This is a genomic window from Bartonella alsatica, from assembly GCF_013388295.1.
In the GTDB taxonomy this organism is placed as follows: domain Bacteria; phylum Pseudomonadota; class Alphaproteobacteria; order Rhizobiales; family Rhizobiaceae; genus Bartonella; species Bartonella alsatica.
On record NZ_CP058235.1, the window covers coordinates 694,965 to 711,547 of the forward strand.

The 16,583-nt window shown below is 38.1% G+C and carries 15 protein-coding genes, 1 tRNA gene, 1 other RNA gene and 2 pseudogenes; 11 read left to right on the top strand and 8 right to left on the bottom strand.

Annotated features, from left to right (window positions below):
* Window positions 1–131: 131 nt before the first annotated feature.
* A complete protein-coding gene (infA, locus tag HWV54_RS02865; protein ID WP_004857577.1) occupies window positions 132–350 on the bottom strand; it encodes a translation initiation factor IF-1 in 219 nt (72 codons plus the stop codon).
* Between the two features lie 2,022 nt (window positions 351–2,372).
* On the opposite strand from infA, the gene HWV54_RS02870 reads away from it, so the two are divergent.
* Window positions 2,373–2,522 (top strand): hypothetical protein, encoded by a 150-nt coding sequence (locus tag HWV54_RS02870; protein ID WP_005866908.1) that lies wholly within the window; start codon window positions 2,373–2,375, stop codon window positions 2,520–2,522.
* Between the two features lie 10 nt (window positions 2,523–2,532).
* Here HWV54_RS02870 and HWV54_RS02875 read toward each other — a convergent pair whose 3' ends face one another.
* Window positions 2,533–3,114, bottom strand: coding sequence for a disulfide bond formation protein B (locus HWV54_RS02875; RefSeq protein WP_005866906.1), 582 nt, complete (start codon window positions 3,112–3,114; stop codon window positions 2,533–2,535).
* A gap of 10 nt (window positions 3,115–3,124) precedes the next feature.
* Entirely contained in the window at window positions 3,125–3,277 is a 153-nt protein-coding gene (locus tag HWV54_RS06995) for a DUF5993 family protein (protein ID WP_005866905.1), read from the bottom strand.
* 1,385 nt (window positions 3,278–4,662) lie between these two features.
* Here HWV54_RS06995 and purE point away from each other — a divergent pair.
* A complete protein-coding gene (gene purE, locus HWV54_RS02880; RefSeq protein ID WP_005866903.1) occupies window positions 4,663–5,160 on the top strand; it encodes a 5-(carboxyamino)imidazole ribonucleotide mutase in 498 nt (165 codons plus the stop codon).
* Here purE and HWV54_RS02885 read toward each other — a convergent pair.
* Window positions 5,098–5,658, bottom strand: coding sequence for a hypothetical protein (locus HWV54_RS02885; RefSeq protein ID WP_176953541.1), 561 nt, complete (start codon window positions 5,656–5,658; stop codon window positions 5,098–5,100). The genes purE and HWV54_RS02885 overlap by 63 nt on opposite strands.
* Here HWV54_RS02885 and HWV54_RS02890 point away from each other — a divergent pair.
* From HWV54_RS02890 to HWV54_RS02930, 8 genes and pseudogenes are all read left to right on the top strand, one after another.
* On the top strand, window positions 5,594–6,676 hold the full coding sequence (locus tag HWV54_RS02890; protein ID WP_176953553.1) for a 5-(carboxyamino)imidazole ribonucleotide synthase: 1,083 nt from the start codon (window positions 5,594–5,596) through the stop codon (window positions 6,674–6,676). The two genes, HWV54_RS02885 and HWV54_RS02890, sit on opposite strands and share 65 nt — an antisense overlap.
* 1,915 nt (window positions 6,677–8,591) lie before the next feature.
* Window positions 8,592–8,717 carry a type B 50S ribosomal protein L36 gene (gene ykgO / locus HWV54_RS02900; protein ID WP_040296424.1) on the top strand — a complete coding sequence of 42 codons (126 nt, stop codon included), beginning with the start codon at window positions 8,592–8,594 and terminating at the stop codon, window positions 8,715–8,717.
* Window positions 8,718–8,828: 111 nt separating this feature from the next.
* A complete protein-coding gene (locus HWV54_RS02905) occupies window positions 8,829–9,614 on the top strand; it encodes a tetratricopeptide repeat protein (RefSeq protein WP_176953554.1) in 786 nt (261 codons plus the stop codon).
* Window positions 9,615–9,927 (top strand): annotated as a pseudogene (locus tag HWV54_RS02910) (hypothetical protein); the annotation flags it as partial.
* A pseudogene (locus HWV54_RS02915) lies at window positions 9,928–10,306 on the top strand (tetratricopeptide repeat protein); the annotation flags it as partial.
* A gap of 33 nt (window positions 10,307–10,339) precedes the next feature.
* Window positions 10,340–10,499: non-coding RNA, 6S RNA (gene ssrS, locus HWV54_RS02920), on the top strand.
* 151 nt (window positions 10,500–10,650) lie between these two features.
* The gene (locus HWV54_RS02925; RefSeq protein ID WP_005866892.1) at window positions 10,651–11,259 is read left to right on the top strand and encodes a 5-formyltetrahydrofolate cyclo-ligase; all 609 of its coding nucleotides are present in this window, start codon (window positions 10,651–10,653) and stop codon (window positions 11,257–11,259) included.
* Between the two features lie 18 nt (window positions 11,260–11,277).
* Entirely contained in the window at window positions 11,278–12,099 is an 822-nt protein-coding gene (locus tag HWV54_RS02930; RefSeq protein WP_040296478.1) for a TIGR00282 family metallophosphoesterase, read from the top strand.
* A gap of 538 nt (window positions 12,100–12,637) precedes the next feature.
* Here HWV54_RS02930 and murA read toward each other — a convergent pair.
* Together murA and HWV54_RS02940 are read right to left on the bottom strand one after the other, a co-directional pair.
* The gene (murA, locus tag HWV54_RS02935; protein ID WP_005866886.1) at window positions 12,638–13,933 is read right to left on the bottom strand and encodes a UDP-N-acetylglucosamine 1-carboxyvinyltransferase; all 1,296 of its coding nucleotides are present in this window, start codon (window positions 13,931–13,933) and stop codon (window positions 12,638–12,640) included.
* Window positions 13,934–14,101: 168 nt separating this feature from the next.
* The gene (locus HWV54_RS02940; RefSeq protein ID WP_005866885.1) at window positions 14,102–14,248 is read right to left on the bottom strand and encodes a hypothetical protein; all 147 of its coding nucleotides are present in this window, start codon (window positions 14,246–14,248) and stop codon (window positions 14,102–14,104) included.
* 163 nt (window positions 14,249–14,411) lie between these two features.
* Between HWV54_RS02940 and HWV54_RS02945 the strand changes: the two genes are divergently transcribed.
* Window positions 14,412–14,486: transfer RNA gene (locus HWV54_RS02945), tRNA-Thr, on the top strand.
* A gap of 215 nt (window positions 14,487–14,701) precedes the next feature.
* Here HWV54_RS02945 and HWV54_RS02950 read toward each other — a convergent pair.
* Together HWV54_RS02950 and HWV54_RS02955 are read right to left on the bottom strand one after the other, a co-directional pair.
* Complete coding sequence (locus HWV54_RS02950) at window positions 14,702–15,403, bottom strand: YqaJ viral recombinase family protein (RefSeq protein ID WP_005866883.1); 702 nt, start codon at window positions 15,401–15,403, stop codon at window positions 14,702–14,704.
* A gap of 1,014 nt (window positions 15,404–16,417) precedes the next feature.
* The gene (locus HWV54_RS02955) at window positions 16,418–16,576 is read right to left on the bottom strand and encodes a hypothetical protein (RefSeq protein ID WP_176953555.1); all 159 of its coding nucleotides are present in this window, start codon (window positions 16,574–16,576) and stop codon (window positions 16,418–16,420) included.
* Window positions 16,577–16,583 lie beyond the last annotated feature (7 nt).

The window sequence follows — 16,583 nt, forward strand, 5'->3', positions numbered from 1 at the left end:
ACGCCGCTGATACCCTTCACATATTGACAACACCATTTCCGAGATCATTTTAATTTCTCCCTTATGAGAAGAAACATAAAAATACTTTAGAAACAATACGAACGCTTTATAAAACAAAAACCACCCATAACTTACTTATAGCGATACGTAATACGGCCCTTTGTCAAATCATAAGGGGTCATTTCCACCATGATTTTATCCCCAGCTAACACACGAATACGGTTTTTTCGCATTCTTCCGGCAGTATGTGCAATAATTTCATGATCATTTTCTAATTTTACGCGAAACATCGCATTAGGTAAAAGTTCGGTCACAATACCAGAAAACTCTAGAACTTCTTCTTTTGACATAAAAAATAATTTCCTTTACAGTGCATATAATTTTTTCAGCTGAGTATTATTTTTCAGCGTTCATACCTTATTTTCTCAGTTTTGTGAACAAAATTTAATAAAAAAGAGAAGGTTTTTCTTTTTGTGTTTGTTCCCAGACACTCTCAAAAAGCTTTAACCCCTAAGACTTTGGCTCCAAAATTGAGCCAATTTGTTAAAATGTCTTTCAGCAAATACTTCTTTCAGCTTATCTTTTACTCCAGCCCCCACCTCTTCTCCAATATCTTCTCACGCCTCTCTTCGCCCTACCTTAACTCCCCTCATGCAACACTTTTCCCCCTTTTGAATAACCTTTGCCCCATGGAAAGCACTTACAATAGCTCACATAATGGATAATCTCTGCGTTTTACTTTTTTACATATTCACGCTTTTACGCTTTAAAATATTTACAGAAAACCGTAAATCTGTTTAAAAACATTTCACACGATGGTGCTTCAAAACACTGTCTTTAAAAGACCATAGCCCTTTCCTTTAAAGAAATCTCACATATCAATACTTTTTCCCCCTTTTGAATAACCTTTGCCCCATGGAAAGCACTTACAACAGCCCATATAATGGATAATCTCTGCGTTTTACTTTTTTACATATTCACGCTTTTACGCTTTAAAATATTTACAGAAAACCGTAAATCTGTATAAAAACATTTTACACGATGGGCTTTAAAACACTGTCTTTAAAAGACCATAGGCCTTTCCTTTAAAGAAATCTCACATATCAATACTTTTTCCCCCTTTTGAACAACCTTTGCCCCATGGAAAGCACTTACAACAGCCCATATAATGGATAATCTCTGCGTTTTACTTTTTTACATATTCACGCTTTTACGCTTTAAAATATTTACAGAAAACCGTAAATCTGTATAAAAACATTTTACACGATGGGCTTTAAAACACTGTCTTTAAAAGACCATAGGCCTTTCCTTTAAAGAAATCTCACATATCAATACTTTTTCCCCCTTTTGAATAACCTTTGCCCCATGCAATAGCACTTACAACAGCCCACATAATGGATAATCTCTGCGTTTTACTTTTTTACATATTCACGCTTTTACGCTTTAAAATATTTACAGAAAACCGTAAATCTGTTTAAAAACATTTCACACGATGGTGCTTCAAAACACTGTCTTTAAAAGACCATAGCCCTTTCCTTTAAAGAAATCTCACATATCAATACTTTTTCTTGAAATCTTTACGTCTTTGCACTGTTTGCACAAACTAACACAAAAAAACACGCACTCTTTTTTCAAATTATCATGCAACCACATAACCCCTTCCTTACATAATACATATTTCAAGATAGCCTTTTTGTTTCGCAGATGAATGTGCCCAAACAACAATCTTAAATATTATGTACAGCTTCTCCATATAATCTATTATGTACAGCTTCTCCATATAATCTATTATGTACAGCTTCTCCATATAATCACTGTCAATGCACTCTACACATTTAAAGGTTATCCGCGCGTTTGGTAAAATTGCTTATGGTTAGTAATTTTTGAGCAACATAGTTCCGACAACTATCAAAAGAATGGAGCTGTATTATCTACCCACTCTGTTGCTACTTTAAGAACCCCTTTTAAAATGTTTACCCCTTTTTCAACATAAAAGCTTTAAAAAGAAATCTATATCCGAAAATAAGAAAAGAACGTATTATATTTCCAAATGTACAAGCTAATGAAGCATTAAAAAAAACAAAGAACAACACATAAAAGAAGCCTATTTATTACAAACAAATTTTATAGAAAATTTTTAGCACTAACCTTTTAAATCTAAAACTTCACGCTGTAAAAACATTACCCCCCTGAGCATTAATGAATACTAAACGACAAATCAGCTCACATAGAATTTAAAAGACACAAGAACAAAAAATCTCATCTCAAAGACAAAAATTTTAATAAAAAAGTTTTTCTTTAAGAGATAATAATCAAGATTTTGGCACGCAAAATCTGGTTTGCCATAATATTTTTCAGTGCAAGGAATGCATATGCCTGCGCTGATAAAAGGTAAAATCTTCCACGAGAAGATCAAAAATCTGAGTGAGATTTTAAAAGCTTTTGCAAAAAAAGAAGCAGCAATGTTGAACACTGCTACCTCTTTATCTCACCGTCAAGATATTTATCCGGAAAATTTATAAAAAAAACACTTTAAGATGAGGAAGGAAACCAATTTGACAACAATTCATATCTTACAGGATCATCAGCACATTGCCCACCACCGCATTCAAGTACAGTAGAAATCAAGTTTGCCGCGATCAAAAATATAAATAAGGAACTTGCCATTTTAGCAAAAATTGGAAAAGGAGAAAACTCTTTAAATTTGTGCGCCAATTCGCCCAAAATCATAACAATAGAAACCCCAAGAATACAAAGAACTGAAATAATGAAAGCCCAAGTATAAAAATGCAACCCAAAGAATGTTGACCCATATCCAAGATCATCTGGAGTAATATGTAAAAACACTTGCCTTGCAGCGACAATACTGGTCACCATACAACCAAGAATAACCATACCATAATGGGTATTTTTCACTTTATGGTGAATATTAAGTAAAAACCCACACCCAGCCAGCATCAAACCAACACGTTGAAGAAGACAAAGGGGACAAGGTAACTCAAACTTTACCAACTGATAATAAAAAGCTACGACCAAGACAATGGATAATCCTATAAGTCCTAAGGTATTCATCAATATAACAAAATGAGGGTTTTTTTGTTCAACATGTTCCATGGGTATTCTCTCAAAAAGATAAATTTAACGTGGAAGTTGCGTGATAATTAAAAGTGAGAAGAATAACGACCAACAGAATTGTCCACAAGGCATAACTTATATTTTTCTTACCATACACAGCTGTTATTGCTGTACCTAAAGCGATTAAAAATGGAACAAACATGACATAAAATCTCCTTTCTTATCTCTAATGCAACATATTAAAAAATTGGGCAAAAAAGAGACACTGGATTTACTATTCACAATTGATCATCCTCTTGATTGTCTCTAACAGACAACCCTCTTGATTGTCTCTAACAGACAACGAGAAAACAATAAGAAAGATAGAGCACTAAAAGCGAATATCAATAAATGTTTTATTGCGCGCTTCCTTTATCTCTAAGCAAAGAGCAGATTATCCTCTGGATAATGGAAGATTTATTTGAAAGAAAAAAGAACAAGCATCATTAGCTGAATATTGAGATTTTCACCCCTTTTTTAAAACAAAACAACCTTATTTTTGTCTTATTACCGCCATCAAATCCTTTTTATTAATTGCATCACGTCTCTATATGAGGATTCATTGTCTCCCTTTAGCAAATAAAAATAGTTGAAAACTCTTAAAAACCTCACTGCATCAACTATCCTTAATCTATTCTAATAACTATCCTTAATCTATTCTAATAATGTTACTTCCACGGCAATAAACCAAAAGCTAAAACAGCAACACGTTTATTTCATCTAGCAGCCCATATACTAAACCAAATTATGCTAAGCGCTATTGATCATGAAACCACCAAAAAGAAAGTTTTCACTTTAAATTCCAAAATAGTTTTAAATATCACGCCTATAATGCATTTGTTTTCTCAATTATTAGGATCCCCTCTTTATATTCTCGAAGTTAACAAATTCGATTGCAATTTTTTAGTGACCCAACTTAATTGACCACATTATACTGAACCGATTGCACCACTTTCCATCCATTATATCCTATAGGATATGCCTCGATCCGTTTTCTAGATATTTTCCACCATAACGCATTAAAGCTTCTCTAACAGAGTCAACTAAGTGTTAAAATATTTCTTTTCTACAAGACTTCTTCTACAAGACTTCTTCTACAAGACTTCTTCTACAAGTCTTCTTCTACAAGACTTCTTCTACAAGACTTCTTCTATAGAATGCATCACGATAAAACAACTTGGGAAAGGGGATATTTTATTTTAAAATTTATTATTATGATTTAAAGAACCTTCTTTTTTTGGGGAAAGTTCTTTTATTCTTGCCATCAACAGCTAATTGTATTTTTCTCTCATCAACAGCCAATTGTATTTTTCTCTATTGAAAAGAACGCATGGTTTTACGTAAAGAATTAAGACATAATCATATTGAAAAAAAGAGTCATCATTATTTTTTCAAATTTCGATCAATGTCTATCTATGAAATCTGTAGCTCGTCTAAAATCTTCCTTGAAAAACTGTCATTCTGTTATCAATTGACTTTGCAAAGAAAAATAAAACTCTTACAGAATAAAGAGAAAGAATCGCATTGAACACTTGAAAAGGATATAAAATGACTAAAAAATCATGTGATGTAGCGATTTTAATGGGCAGCCAATCGGATTGGCAAACAATGCGTCATAGTGCGGATATTTTGACATGTCTTGGTATTTCTCATATTTCGCATATTGTTTCGGCACACCGAACCCCTGAACGACTTTATCAATTTGCCAAAGGAGCAAAAACAGCAGGTTTTAAAATTTTGATCGCTGGCGCAGGAGGTGCAGCGCATCTTCCTGGTATGCTAGCAGCACTCACTTCCCTTCCTGTTTTTGGCGTTCCAATGCACTCACAGTCTTTATCTGGTCAAGATTCTTTATTTTCAATTGTGCAAATGCCAGCAGGGATACCGGTTGGCACGCTAGCGATTGGCAAAGCAGGTGCCATTAACGCAGCGCTTTTAGCGGCAGCAGTTATGGCAATTTACGATGATAACCTAGCAAAACGATTACAAGATTGGCGTCAGCAACAAACATCCAGTGTTGCACAAACTCCAGTAACTGAGGTTTAAAATGACAAAATCTTCCAGTACATCCTCCACACCAGAGATATCTTCTACCCAGAGCTCATCCCCCACACCAGAGATATCTTCTACCCAGAGCTCATCCCCCACACCAGGGATATCTTCTACCCAGAGCACATCCTCCACACCAGAGATATCTTCTACCCAGAGCACATCCTCCACACCAGGCATATCTCCCACACCAAGCTCATCCCCCACACCAGGCATATCTCCCACACCAAGCACATCCTCCACACCAGGGATATCTCCCACACCAAGCACATTCCCCACACCAAGCTCATCCCCCACACCAAGCTCATCCCCCACACCAAGCTCATCCCCCACACCAGAGATATCTTCTACCCAGAGCACATCCTCCACACCAGGCATATCTCCCACACCAGGCATATCTCCTACACCAAGCACATCCCCCACATCTACTATGTTACCTGCAGGTAGCACAATTGGATTAATAGGCGGAGGACAATTGGCACGCATGCTAGCCATAGCGGCAGCAGAATTAGGATTTCGAACGGTTATTTTTTGCCCTGAAACAAATTGCCCAGCTGCACAAACAGCAAACAACCACATTGTTGCGCCCTATAATGATTATTTGGCATTAGATCATTTTATTTCTCTGTGTGATGTTGTTACCTATGAGTTTGAAAATCTTTCTCTTGAAATGGTCCAATATGTAGAAAAAGCCAAAACTGTTTATCCCTCTTCCAAGGCACTGGAAATTACGCAAGATCGACTTTTTGAAAAGCAATTTTTACATGAGCAAGGTATCCGCACGGCATCGTGGTACGCTGTTAACAATTATCCCTCTCTTCTTTCAGGCCTTTCAGCGTTAGGTGAGCGTGGTCTTTTGAAAACACGTCGTTTTGGTTATGATGGAAAAAACCAAATGATGCTGAATCATCCTCATGAGCAAGCGCTTAACAAAGCTCTAAGCACTTTTCAGGGACAACCTTTAATTTTGGAAGAAATTATTCCTTTTTTATCGGAAATTTCTCTTCTTTCGGCACGTACAAAACGAGGAGAACACATTTTTTATGATTGCTCTGAAAATCAGCATAAAAACGGCATCCTTCATAAATCATTTGTACCCTCTCGTGTTCCGCTTGACGTGCAAAAGACTGCGCAAGAAATAAGCGTAACAATAATGGATGCCTTAAATTATGTTGGTATTCTTTGCATTGAATTTTTTGTTCTCATAGATGGTTGTCTTTTAGTGAACGAATTGGCGCCTCGTGTTCATAACTCTGGCCATTGGACGCAAAAAGCGTGTATAACTTCACAGTTTGAACAGCATATCCGAGCTATTTGTGGGCTTCCTTTAGGCAGTACATACCGTCATAGCAATTGTCACATGATTAATCTTCTTGGCAAGAATCTCAATGATTACAAATATTTTCTTACGCAAGAGCGCACATCAGTCCATTTATATGGGAAAGATACTGTTCAACCAAGCCGTAAAATGGGGCATATCATCCAATTAACGGGACCAGCCACCAAATTTTAACAGTAATAACACTCAACAAAATGCCGCGACACACAATAAACATGCCGCCACACAAAACATGCCGCCACACAAAACATGCCGCGACACACAATAAACAAAGGAAGGAGGAACAGAAAAAACAACAAAGCCTTCTAGTCGTATTTTCGCAAGAACAATTTCAAGGACTTCTTCCCATCTCCCAATGCATTTTTTAAGAAACCGGGCATTTCTTATAAATTCCCAAGTTTTCTCAAAACTTTCCTTCATGGTATAACAATTTTACTTTTGGTGTATGAAAAACCCACAATCCCTTTCAGTTTTTCTCCCCTTTTTGTTTAAACTTATCAAGAAATTACAAGTTTAAACTTATCGAGAAATTACAAGAATTGATAAGATATCTACTTACAGCACCTCTATACGCCATTGGGTTTTACGGTGCATTCGTATTATGCTTCATACCATCTTGATGCTATTAACGCATTTATACGAACATACTTTGTTTGTTCATGATTTCACCAAAATGAGTAGCTTTCTACTTCTTAAACTTCGTGTTCTGCTCACCAAAATTATGCCACCATATCGGTGCTTAAAGAAATCCTCAAACCTTTGTTGTCATTCACCCCTTGCAAAGGCATCTAACAGCATTTTTTCCTTAAAAACCCTAACAATTTACTTAGTCCTTTTCCACACTTCACAAATTTCGTCTTTTGCTGCGTACATACGATATTATAAGCGCATAGCATTGCCTTCACGCCCCTTACTTCACTGTAAAAACACATAATTTAGCAAAAACAAAACAAGTCTCATTGTATTTGATCAAGAGATGATCATGAAATTTGTAAAGATCCTGCAGCCTTTTACATATGCATATGACAAAAATAAACCACCACAAAAGTGAAGATATATTTTCAGTTTAGTTGAAGGAGGCTTATTAGCAGCTGATTTGCATCCCCCCTCTTTCAATAACCTGCAGGGATCACCGCAATAAATAGGTGATTTCCAATAAATAGGTGATTTCAAGGGATATTATGATATTGTTTCATCACTCTAAATAAAATTGGCACATAATAGACTACTTTAACGACACAGATATTATTATTGATGACTGAAAAAACACCAAACAATAATGAAAAGTCCTTCCTCACTAGAGTATTCTTATGCGAAGATGTAATTACAAAATTTAAATTTATCTATTACTGAAACAACCGTATAATCTTATAAGTTTTTGCATAATATTTTCCAAAATTCTAAACAGAGACATGCTCTTTGTTTCAATCTCATTATGAAGCTTGAAAGCTAGTATAAACACTCCACAAGCTTTAGCACTACAAACAACACATGACTTAGGATAAATTATAAAAGATCAATAGCCACATAGAAGTCTTTTTTCATTCTAGTTAATACATTTTCTTGGTTTTTATTTCATAGGAGAGCACACTTCATAAACGACTCTTTAATTAAAAATTGAAAAGCTTTCAGATTATCTCATATTTCTCACTTTTTCTTTTCATTTGAGCTTTCTTTAAAATTTTCACTTATTCGTTATGCTCATGAAGCGTGTAATGTACCATAGGAATTTTGTAAGGGATCTTCTCTTGACAAAAAGAATATTTCTTGTTAGAAGCGTCTGAGATTTCTTTAAAATTTTCACTTATTCGTTATGCTCATGAAGCGTGTTGATGCATTCGTTTGATTTAGTGATGCATTTTTCTTTTTACGATCACAGTGAAAAAATATGTAATGTAGTGCTAGAATGCTATCGCAATATCATGGCGTAGTATTGTAAGAAAGAGTGTTGTTGTAGTATTAGGTTAGTGTATAGTATTAGGTTAGTGTATAGTATTAGGTTAGTGTATTGTAGAGTTGAAGTGTGATATTGAGGTTATAACAATATTGGGGCTATAACATTGTGTTATATGTATAAACGGTGAGTATGATGAAAATTAAAAATTCGCTTAAAGCACTGAGGGATCGCCACCGTAACAATCGTTTGGTGCGTCGTAAGGGTCGTGTTTATATCCTCAATAAAACGAACCCACGTTTTAGAGCGCGCCAGGGTTGATAATTTTTGTGTCTGCTTTTTAGCAGGTAGTTGAACTTTATTTATGTCTTGAAAATTTGTTTTGGGTTGCAGGTCCATTGTTTGATATCTATCGTTTGAGGACTTGTTTTTATGGGTTTTTTGATTTTTTTAAGAACTCTATGCTTGCGAAGTTTTTGTATTTTCCGGCAAATTTTTTGCATTCTTTGTTTTTTTTTAATTTTTGTAGGCAGTTTTTGTTCAGTTTCTCCAGGATATGGGCAAAAGCCTCCTTCACTACCTGAAGACGATCCTTCTCCACAACTTCTTTTACCGCTGGATGATCTCATACCCAACGCCCCTCCTTCAACACCAGCTATACCTGATTCATCTGCAATTATTCTTGAAGATTTAGACTCAAGTCTCCTTTCTTATAGTGACAGGGCTAAACAGCGCAAAGAGGCGGAAATTTTACGCCTACTCAAAGAATTGAAATTTTGTGCGAATGTTTCTAAAGCCAAAAAGATAAGCGAGCAGCTTCAGCGTTTATGGTCACAATCGGGTAGTGAGACGATTGATCTATTAATGTCATGGGCTGAAAATGCTATTAATGCGGACAATTATGGCCTTGCTCTTGATTATATTGACAATATCCTCGCTCTTTTACCCACCTATGCTGAAGCTTGGGTAAGACGTGCCTGGATTCATATTCAACTGAGTGATTTCAAACTTGCCATGCTTGACCTTAACCATGCTTTAGAACTTGAACCGCGCAATTACATAGCATTTTTTGCGCTTGGAGTTACCATGGAAGCGACACAGCGTCCACAACTTGCCATCAAAGCTTATAAAAAAGCGCTTGAATATTATCCGCAAATGCAAAAACTTCAAAAGCGCCTTGAAGTTCTCTTAGAGGAACAATCACCACAATCTCTTTAACTTGCTCTTGATTATATTGACAATATCCTCGCTCTTTTACCCACCTATGCTTCAAGCTTGGGTAAGACGTGCCTGGATTCATATTCAACTGAGTGATTTCAAACTTGCCATGCTTGACCTTAACTATGCTTTAGAACTTGAACCGCGCAATTACATAGCACTTTTTGCGCTTGGAGTTACCATAGAAGCGACAAAGCCACCACAACTTGCCATCAAAGCCTATAAAAAAGCGCTTGAATATTATCCGCAAATGCAAAAACTTCAAAAGCGCCTTGAAGTTCTCTTAGAGGAACAATCACCACAATCTCTTTAACTTGCTCTTGATTATATTGACAATATCCTCGCTCTTTTACCCACCTATGCTTCAAGCTTGGGTAAGACGTGCCTGGATTCATATTCAACTGAGTGATTTCAAACTTGCCATGCTTGACCTTAACCATGCTTTAGAACTTGAACCGCGCAATTACATAGCATTTTTTGCGCTTGGAGTTACCATGGAAGCGACACAGCCACCACAACTTGCCATCAAAGCTTATAAAAAAGCACTTGAATATTATCCGCAAATGCAAAAAATTCAAAAGCGCCTTGAAGTTAAACAAATAGCTTTGAATGAGAAAAACCACCCTCTTTCCCCAAGCCCTCCACCAAAGAGACTGGTCCAAGAAACTGCATTGAAATCATTTTATATCTAGCAGAAAATCACAAACTATTTTATATTAAAAGAGGGTGTTCTGCGCTTCTCGACAGGAAATAACGCATTCCTGAGACCTTAGTGATCTCCAAGGGAGCTGTCCCTGATAAAGCCCGTGGGCTTTTTCATATGGCGCCCACCTATTTTGTAGGTTCCCGGGATCAACTTTTTCCATCGGCTGTCGTGGATCATCCTTTTTTCGTATAGATACAACAAATGATTCTATACTTTTTTTAAGTAAAGCAAGTCGCTATTATATTTTTCAAGAGATTCAACAACATTTTGATGGATTAGAAAACTTTATTTGTTGCATTTACGGCAATCTACAGAATAATTAACGGGATAATGACAGAAAACTCAAAGTACCCGCAATCTGCTACTTTAATCCGGAAACAGCTACGCCAGAGGGGCCTATTGCATCGTTCTGCCCTTTCGCCACAAGAACGTGCTGTTTTTTCCCAACGCGCCTGCTTTCACTTGATTCATAGCCTTGAAGAAAAGAAAGAAGATTTTTCACGCCTCATTTTGGCAGGGTATTGGCCAATCAAATCGGAAATCGATCCCCGTCCTTTATTTAAGGCTATAGCGTTACGTGGTGGACGTTTAGCTTTACCAGCAGTGCTTGATTCTACCACTATGGTTTTTCGTGCGTATACCCCAAAGACCGTGTTAGAACCGATGCGTTTTGGAACACTTGGGCCTGGTGCAGAAAATGCAGTTGTTGTACCGAACCTTATTATTGTTCCACTTTCAGCGTTTGATAGTCAATGTCACCGTCTTGGCTATGGGGGAGGATATTATGATCGTGTTGTTGAATCTCTTGAAAAGAAAGGACATCACATTAATTTATTAGGTTTAGGTTTTTCGTGTCAGGAAGTTGAATGCATTCCTCATGCAAAACATGATCTTATTCTGCAAGGAATTTTTACAGAAAAAGGTTTATTAAAAGGCTAAAGTGTGATTAAAACGCCTATGCGTTTTTTATTTTTAGGCGATATTGTCGGAACATCGGGCTGTATGGCTATTTTTGATCAGCTTCCAAAACTGATTAAAAAGTGGCAACTTGATTTTGTTGTCGTAAATGGAGAAAATGCTTCTAGTGGTTTTGGTATCAAGCAGGAGACTTATCAGGATCTTTTAATAGCAGGTGTTGATGTTGTAACAACTGGCAACCACGCTTTTTCCTGCCAAGAAGCATTTCGTTATGCGAATGTAAGCGATCGTTTTTTACGTCCAGCCAATTTTCCAAAAGAAACTCCTGGAAGAGGCTCTGATATTTTTATAGCAAAGAATGGGGCTCGTGTACTTGTTGCAAATCTTTTGGGAAGTGTTTTTATGCCGTGCAAAGCGGATGATCCCTTTGAAACAGCTGAAAAAATTTTGTTTTCATGTTCTTTGATGGAACAGGCAGACGCAATTATTTTCGACTTTCACGCAGAAACGACGAGTGAAAAGCAATGTTTTGGGCATTTTCTTGATGGTCGTGTCAGTGTTATTGTAGGAACGCATACCCATGTTCCTACGGCTGACGCACAGATATTAGAAGGCGGTAGTGCTTATTTGTCAGACGCAGGAATGTGCGGAGATTATAATTCGTCTATAGGCATGGATAAAGAAGAGCCTTTACACCGATTTCTTTATAAGAAGAAACAGAATCGTTATGAACCTGCACAAGGACCAGCAACTCTTTGCGGCTTAGCAGTTGAGCTTTCAGACCGCACTGGTTTAGCAGAGAAAGTTTCGGCGGTGCGGATTGGTCCTCATTTAAAGCCTGAACTTCCAGATTTTTGGTAACACTTTTCACATCATTTTATCGGTGCTGCTTTTTGAGTAGTAGGATTCTTCACGCCTTCCCCAAAGAATCTCTTCAAAGGAGTTTCTGAAGGTAAATCTTAAAAAGCGAAATTTTTAAAGCAAATACGCCAAGGAAATTTCTGAGAAGAATAATGGAATGGGAAGGATTAGATAGCGAAAAGCTTTTTAAAAACAGCATATTACGAAAAAGTTTTTCTCAAGAAACCACACCAAATATCTGCTCTAATAAAGTCACCCACAAGGGCTAACTGCAAAGGCAAAACCTAAAAAGATATCGGCGAAAGAAAAGATATCGGCGAAAGAGCATTAAAAAGCGAAATCTTTAAAGCAAATACCCCAAGGAAATTTCTGAGAAGAATAATAGAATGGGAAGGATTAGATAGCGAAAAGCTTTTTAAAAACAGCATATTACGAAAAAGTTTTTCTCAAGAAACCACACCAAGTATCTGCTCTAATAAAGTCACCCACAAGGGCTAACTGCAAAGGCAAAACCTAAAAAGATATCGGCGAAAGAGCATTAAATTGTTATCCGTTGAATGATAGCGCCACATTGGGCTAATTTTTCTTCCAACCTCTCAAACCCGCGATCAAGATGATAGACGCGGTTAACGATGGTTTCTCCCTTTGCGGCCAGGGCGGCAATAACAAGAGAGACAGAAGCACGTAAATCGGTAGCCATGACTTGTGCACCTTGTAGATTTTCTGTTCCGTGAATGGTTGCTGTCTGCCCATCGAGCTTTATGTGAGCACCCAAACGGATGAGTTCCTGAACATGCATGAAACGATTTTCAAAAATTGTTTCTGTAATACGAGAAGTTCCCTGAGCTCGTGTCATCAGCGCCATGAATTGAGCTTGGAGATCGGTTGGAAAAGCGGGATAAGGACCTGTTTTGATATCCACGGGTATTATTTTTGTTTGTCGAGGATTTCGTGTAACATAAATTCCGTTAGGTTCTATTTGAATATTGAGTCCGGTTTTTTGAAGAACCTTGAGCACTTTCATAAGATGGTTAGGGTTTGCATTTTTGAGAAATACAGCACCACCTGTCATAGCAACGGCCATTGCGTATGTTCCGGCTTCGATTCGATCAGCAATAACAGATATTCTAGCGCCTTTAAGTTTTTTGACGCCCTCAATAGTGAGTGTTGATGTTCCTTCACCCACTATTTTTGCGCCCATAGCGTTGAGTGTTCGAATAAGATTTGCGACTTCTGGTTCACAAGCAGCATTATCGAGGACAGTTTTTCCCTTTGCCATTGTAGCGGCCATGAGCATAACATGGGTTCCACCGACAGTGACTTTAGGAAAACGGTAGTGTGCCCCTTTTAATCCCCTTAGAGCTTTAGCATGAACATATCCATTTTCGATGGCGATACGTGCACCTAAAGTTTTGAGTCCTTCGAGAATAAAATCGACAGGTCTTGTTCCGATAGCACAACCCCCAGGGAGAGACACGTAGGCTTCCCGGCAACGTGCAACCAGAGGGCCAATCACCCAAAAGCTTGCGCGCATTTTTTTGACCAATTCGTATGGAGCACGTGTTGTCGTTATTTTTTGAGCAGTAAAATGGATTGTTCTTGAATTCCCATCATCGTTGTTAACTTTTTGCCCATCGACAGCATATCCAACCCCATGATTATTGAGGATACGAATAAGCAATTCAACATCGGCCAAATGAGGAACATTATCTAAAGTAAGAGTTTCTTCGGAGAGTAAAGAAGCAATCATCAGAGGCAGTGCGGCATTTTTTGCCCCTGAGATAGGAATAGTCCCTTTAAGTTTTTTCCCACCAATAATTTGAATAGAATCCATAACGCTTTATCTCTTTTCCCTTTGAGTTTCCCTTTTCAAAGGTTTTATCCCCTTGAGAAGATATTTTTATAATGATTTCAGAACGAAACCGATGATATTAGAACACATCTCAAATATCATAACGAACATTGAGAATTATGGTTGCAAAGATGCCGTAAGAGGCATTTTTTAGAACTCTGTTTGCGCTCTTTTTCGACTTTGTTCTTTTCGACGTTTCAGGTTTTGTCGCAATTGTTGAGCCAGTCTTTCTTGGCGATGTTTTTCTTTTTCATCTTTGTGTTTAATTTTTTCTTGTTTTTGATGTATTTGTGTCATTGCGCAACCTTTTAAGCAGTGTTGAGCTTTTTCAAGCAACTCATAACTTTTGTATAAGAAATGTACGTCATGACGCAAGAGCGGTTTTCTTTCAAGAATGCATAAATGTTCTCTTGCCTATTTTATGACAATATGGCACAAGACAGCGCAAACATTGAAAAGGGCTGCGGTAGCTCAGTGGTAGAGCACTCCCTTGGTAAGGGAGAGGTCGAGAGTTCAATCCTCTCTCGCAGCACCACTGCACACAATATTTTTCCATCCCCTCACTCACCACACTGTTACACCTACCTCACCTTTTTAGCTCTTTTATAGTATCCTACCAGCGCCTACTTTCACAGTGCTTTAATGCTTCCATTGTGTGAAACCGGTTTAGTCTATGTTGAACAGTAACTGATATCCCTCTCCTGTTTTTTCCCTGACCTATTACAATTCTTCGACCAAGTCTTTTCTTTATCACTCTCCCATTATAGCTCCAATCCTCACTGCCTGCCTCCCAGTTACACGCTTCTCTAGAACATCTTCCATTCTCATGCTAAACTCTATGGCAGCAGACTTAATTTTCTGAACCATAACCTCTAAGGCCTCATTAAAACGATTAATTTCACTTTCAAGCTTCCGAATATAAACTTCATCACGATAAGCGCGCTTAATCAGAGGCGGCATATCAGGCCAATAGAGCATTAAATCCACCCATTCGCGTTGTGCAATCCATAATCCTCCCTGACATTGTGCTTTATGCTCTGCAGGAAAACTCCTTTGGTAGAAATGAGGAATGAGGATTTCCGGTTTTTTTGTTTTAATTTCTAATAATCCGTTTGTTCCAATAAAAGCATCAGGGGAAAAGCCTTTCATACGGTCATCGGCTAAAACAAATCCTATGCATTCAGGCTCTGTATGCGTGAGTGTTCCATAAAGCTGCCGTGCGTTTGGTTCTAATTCTGTTCCGCGTCGCATAGAAAGCGTTTTTCCCTCATCAACGGTTTTTCCAGTGATTCTTTCTCCAGCAAGTTTCATCATAACAGAATGATATCTTGAAGTTTTTTGCCCCTGCTTTTTTTGTGCCATAACCATTTCAAACAAAGAAGCCGTGATCAAGCCATTACGCACCTGGTACCATTCAGCCGTTCCCTGAATACAATCGATGATGATTGACATGATATTTTATATCCTTTTATTTTTGAGGTACTTTTTTATTAAGCCCCTCACGTCTCTTTAAAATATTTACTATTTCTGAAGTTCACGCTTTTTTTGAAACATTTTGTCATTAATCAAATTTGACCTTTTTTACAGTTTCTGAGAAATGGTTTTCACTTACTGTAAAAAACTTTCGATTGTTTCTTTTTGATTTTTCAAACACTTTTTGCCCCTCCATTAATCAGTTTTTCTATTTCATTTCTATGCCCATACCCCAACCAGTTGTTCCCCATCCACATCTCCACCTTATCAAACGCCCCCTCCCAAATATTTGTCCATAAGCGTGTTTACTTGATGCGTTTTAGCCTCCCCACCCCCAAGTGCTTTCCAAACCCTACCTCCCCCTTAAATCATCCACCCCTATAATCTCTCCTCTCAAAACGTAGCGCCTCCTTTCCCCAACAGCCATGACACAGAGCACCCAAAGCGTTTTCGATAAATTGCTGCACAACCTGTTTTGCTGTCGCTGCCAGAATAGCAAAAGCAATTCCAACATTGCCCCCAACAAAGACTTGCAGGCTGAATTCTTCATTTATCGGCTTAAAATTCCCCCCTCAACGATGTACCATCCCCATGCCCCAACCAGTTTTCCCCATCGACATCTCCGCCTTATCAAACGCCCCCTCCCAAATATTTGTCCATAAGCGTGTTTACTTGATGCGTTTTAGCCTCCCCACCCCCAAGTGCTTTCCAAACCCTACCTCCCCCTTAAATCATCCACCCCTATAATCTCTCCTCTCAAAACATAGCGCCTCCTTTCCCCAACGGCCATGACACAGAGCACCCGAAGCGTTTTCGATAAGTTGCTGCACAACCTGTTTTGCTGTCGCTGCCGGAATAGCAAAAGCAATTCCAACATTGCCTCCAACAAAGACTTGCAGGCTGAATTCTTCATTTATCGGCTTAAAATTCCCCCCTCAACGATGTACCATCCCCATGCCCCAACCAGTTTTCCCCATCGACATCTCCGCCTTATCAAACGCCCCCTCCCAAATATTTGTCCATAAGCGTGTTTACTTGATGCGTTTTAGCCTCCCCACCCCCAAGTGCTTTCCAAACCCTACCTCCCCTTAAATCATCCACCCCTATAATCTCTCCTCTCAAAACATAGCGCCTCCTTTCCCCAACGGCCATGACACAG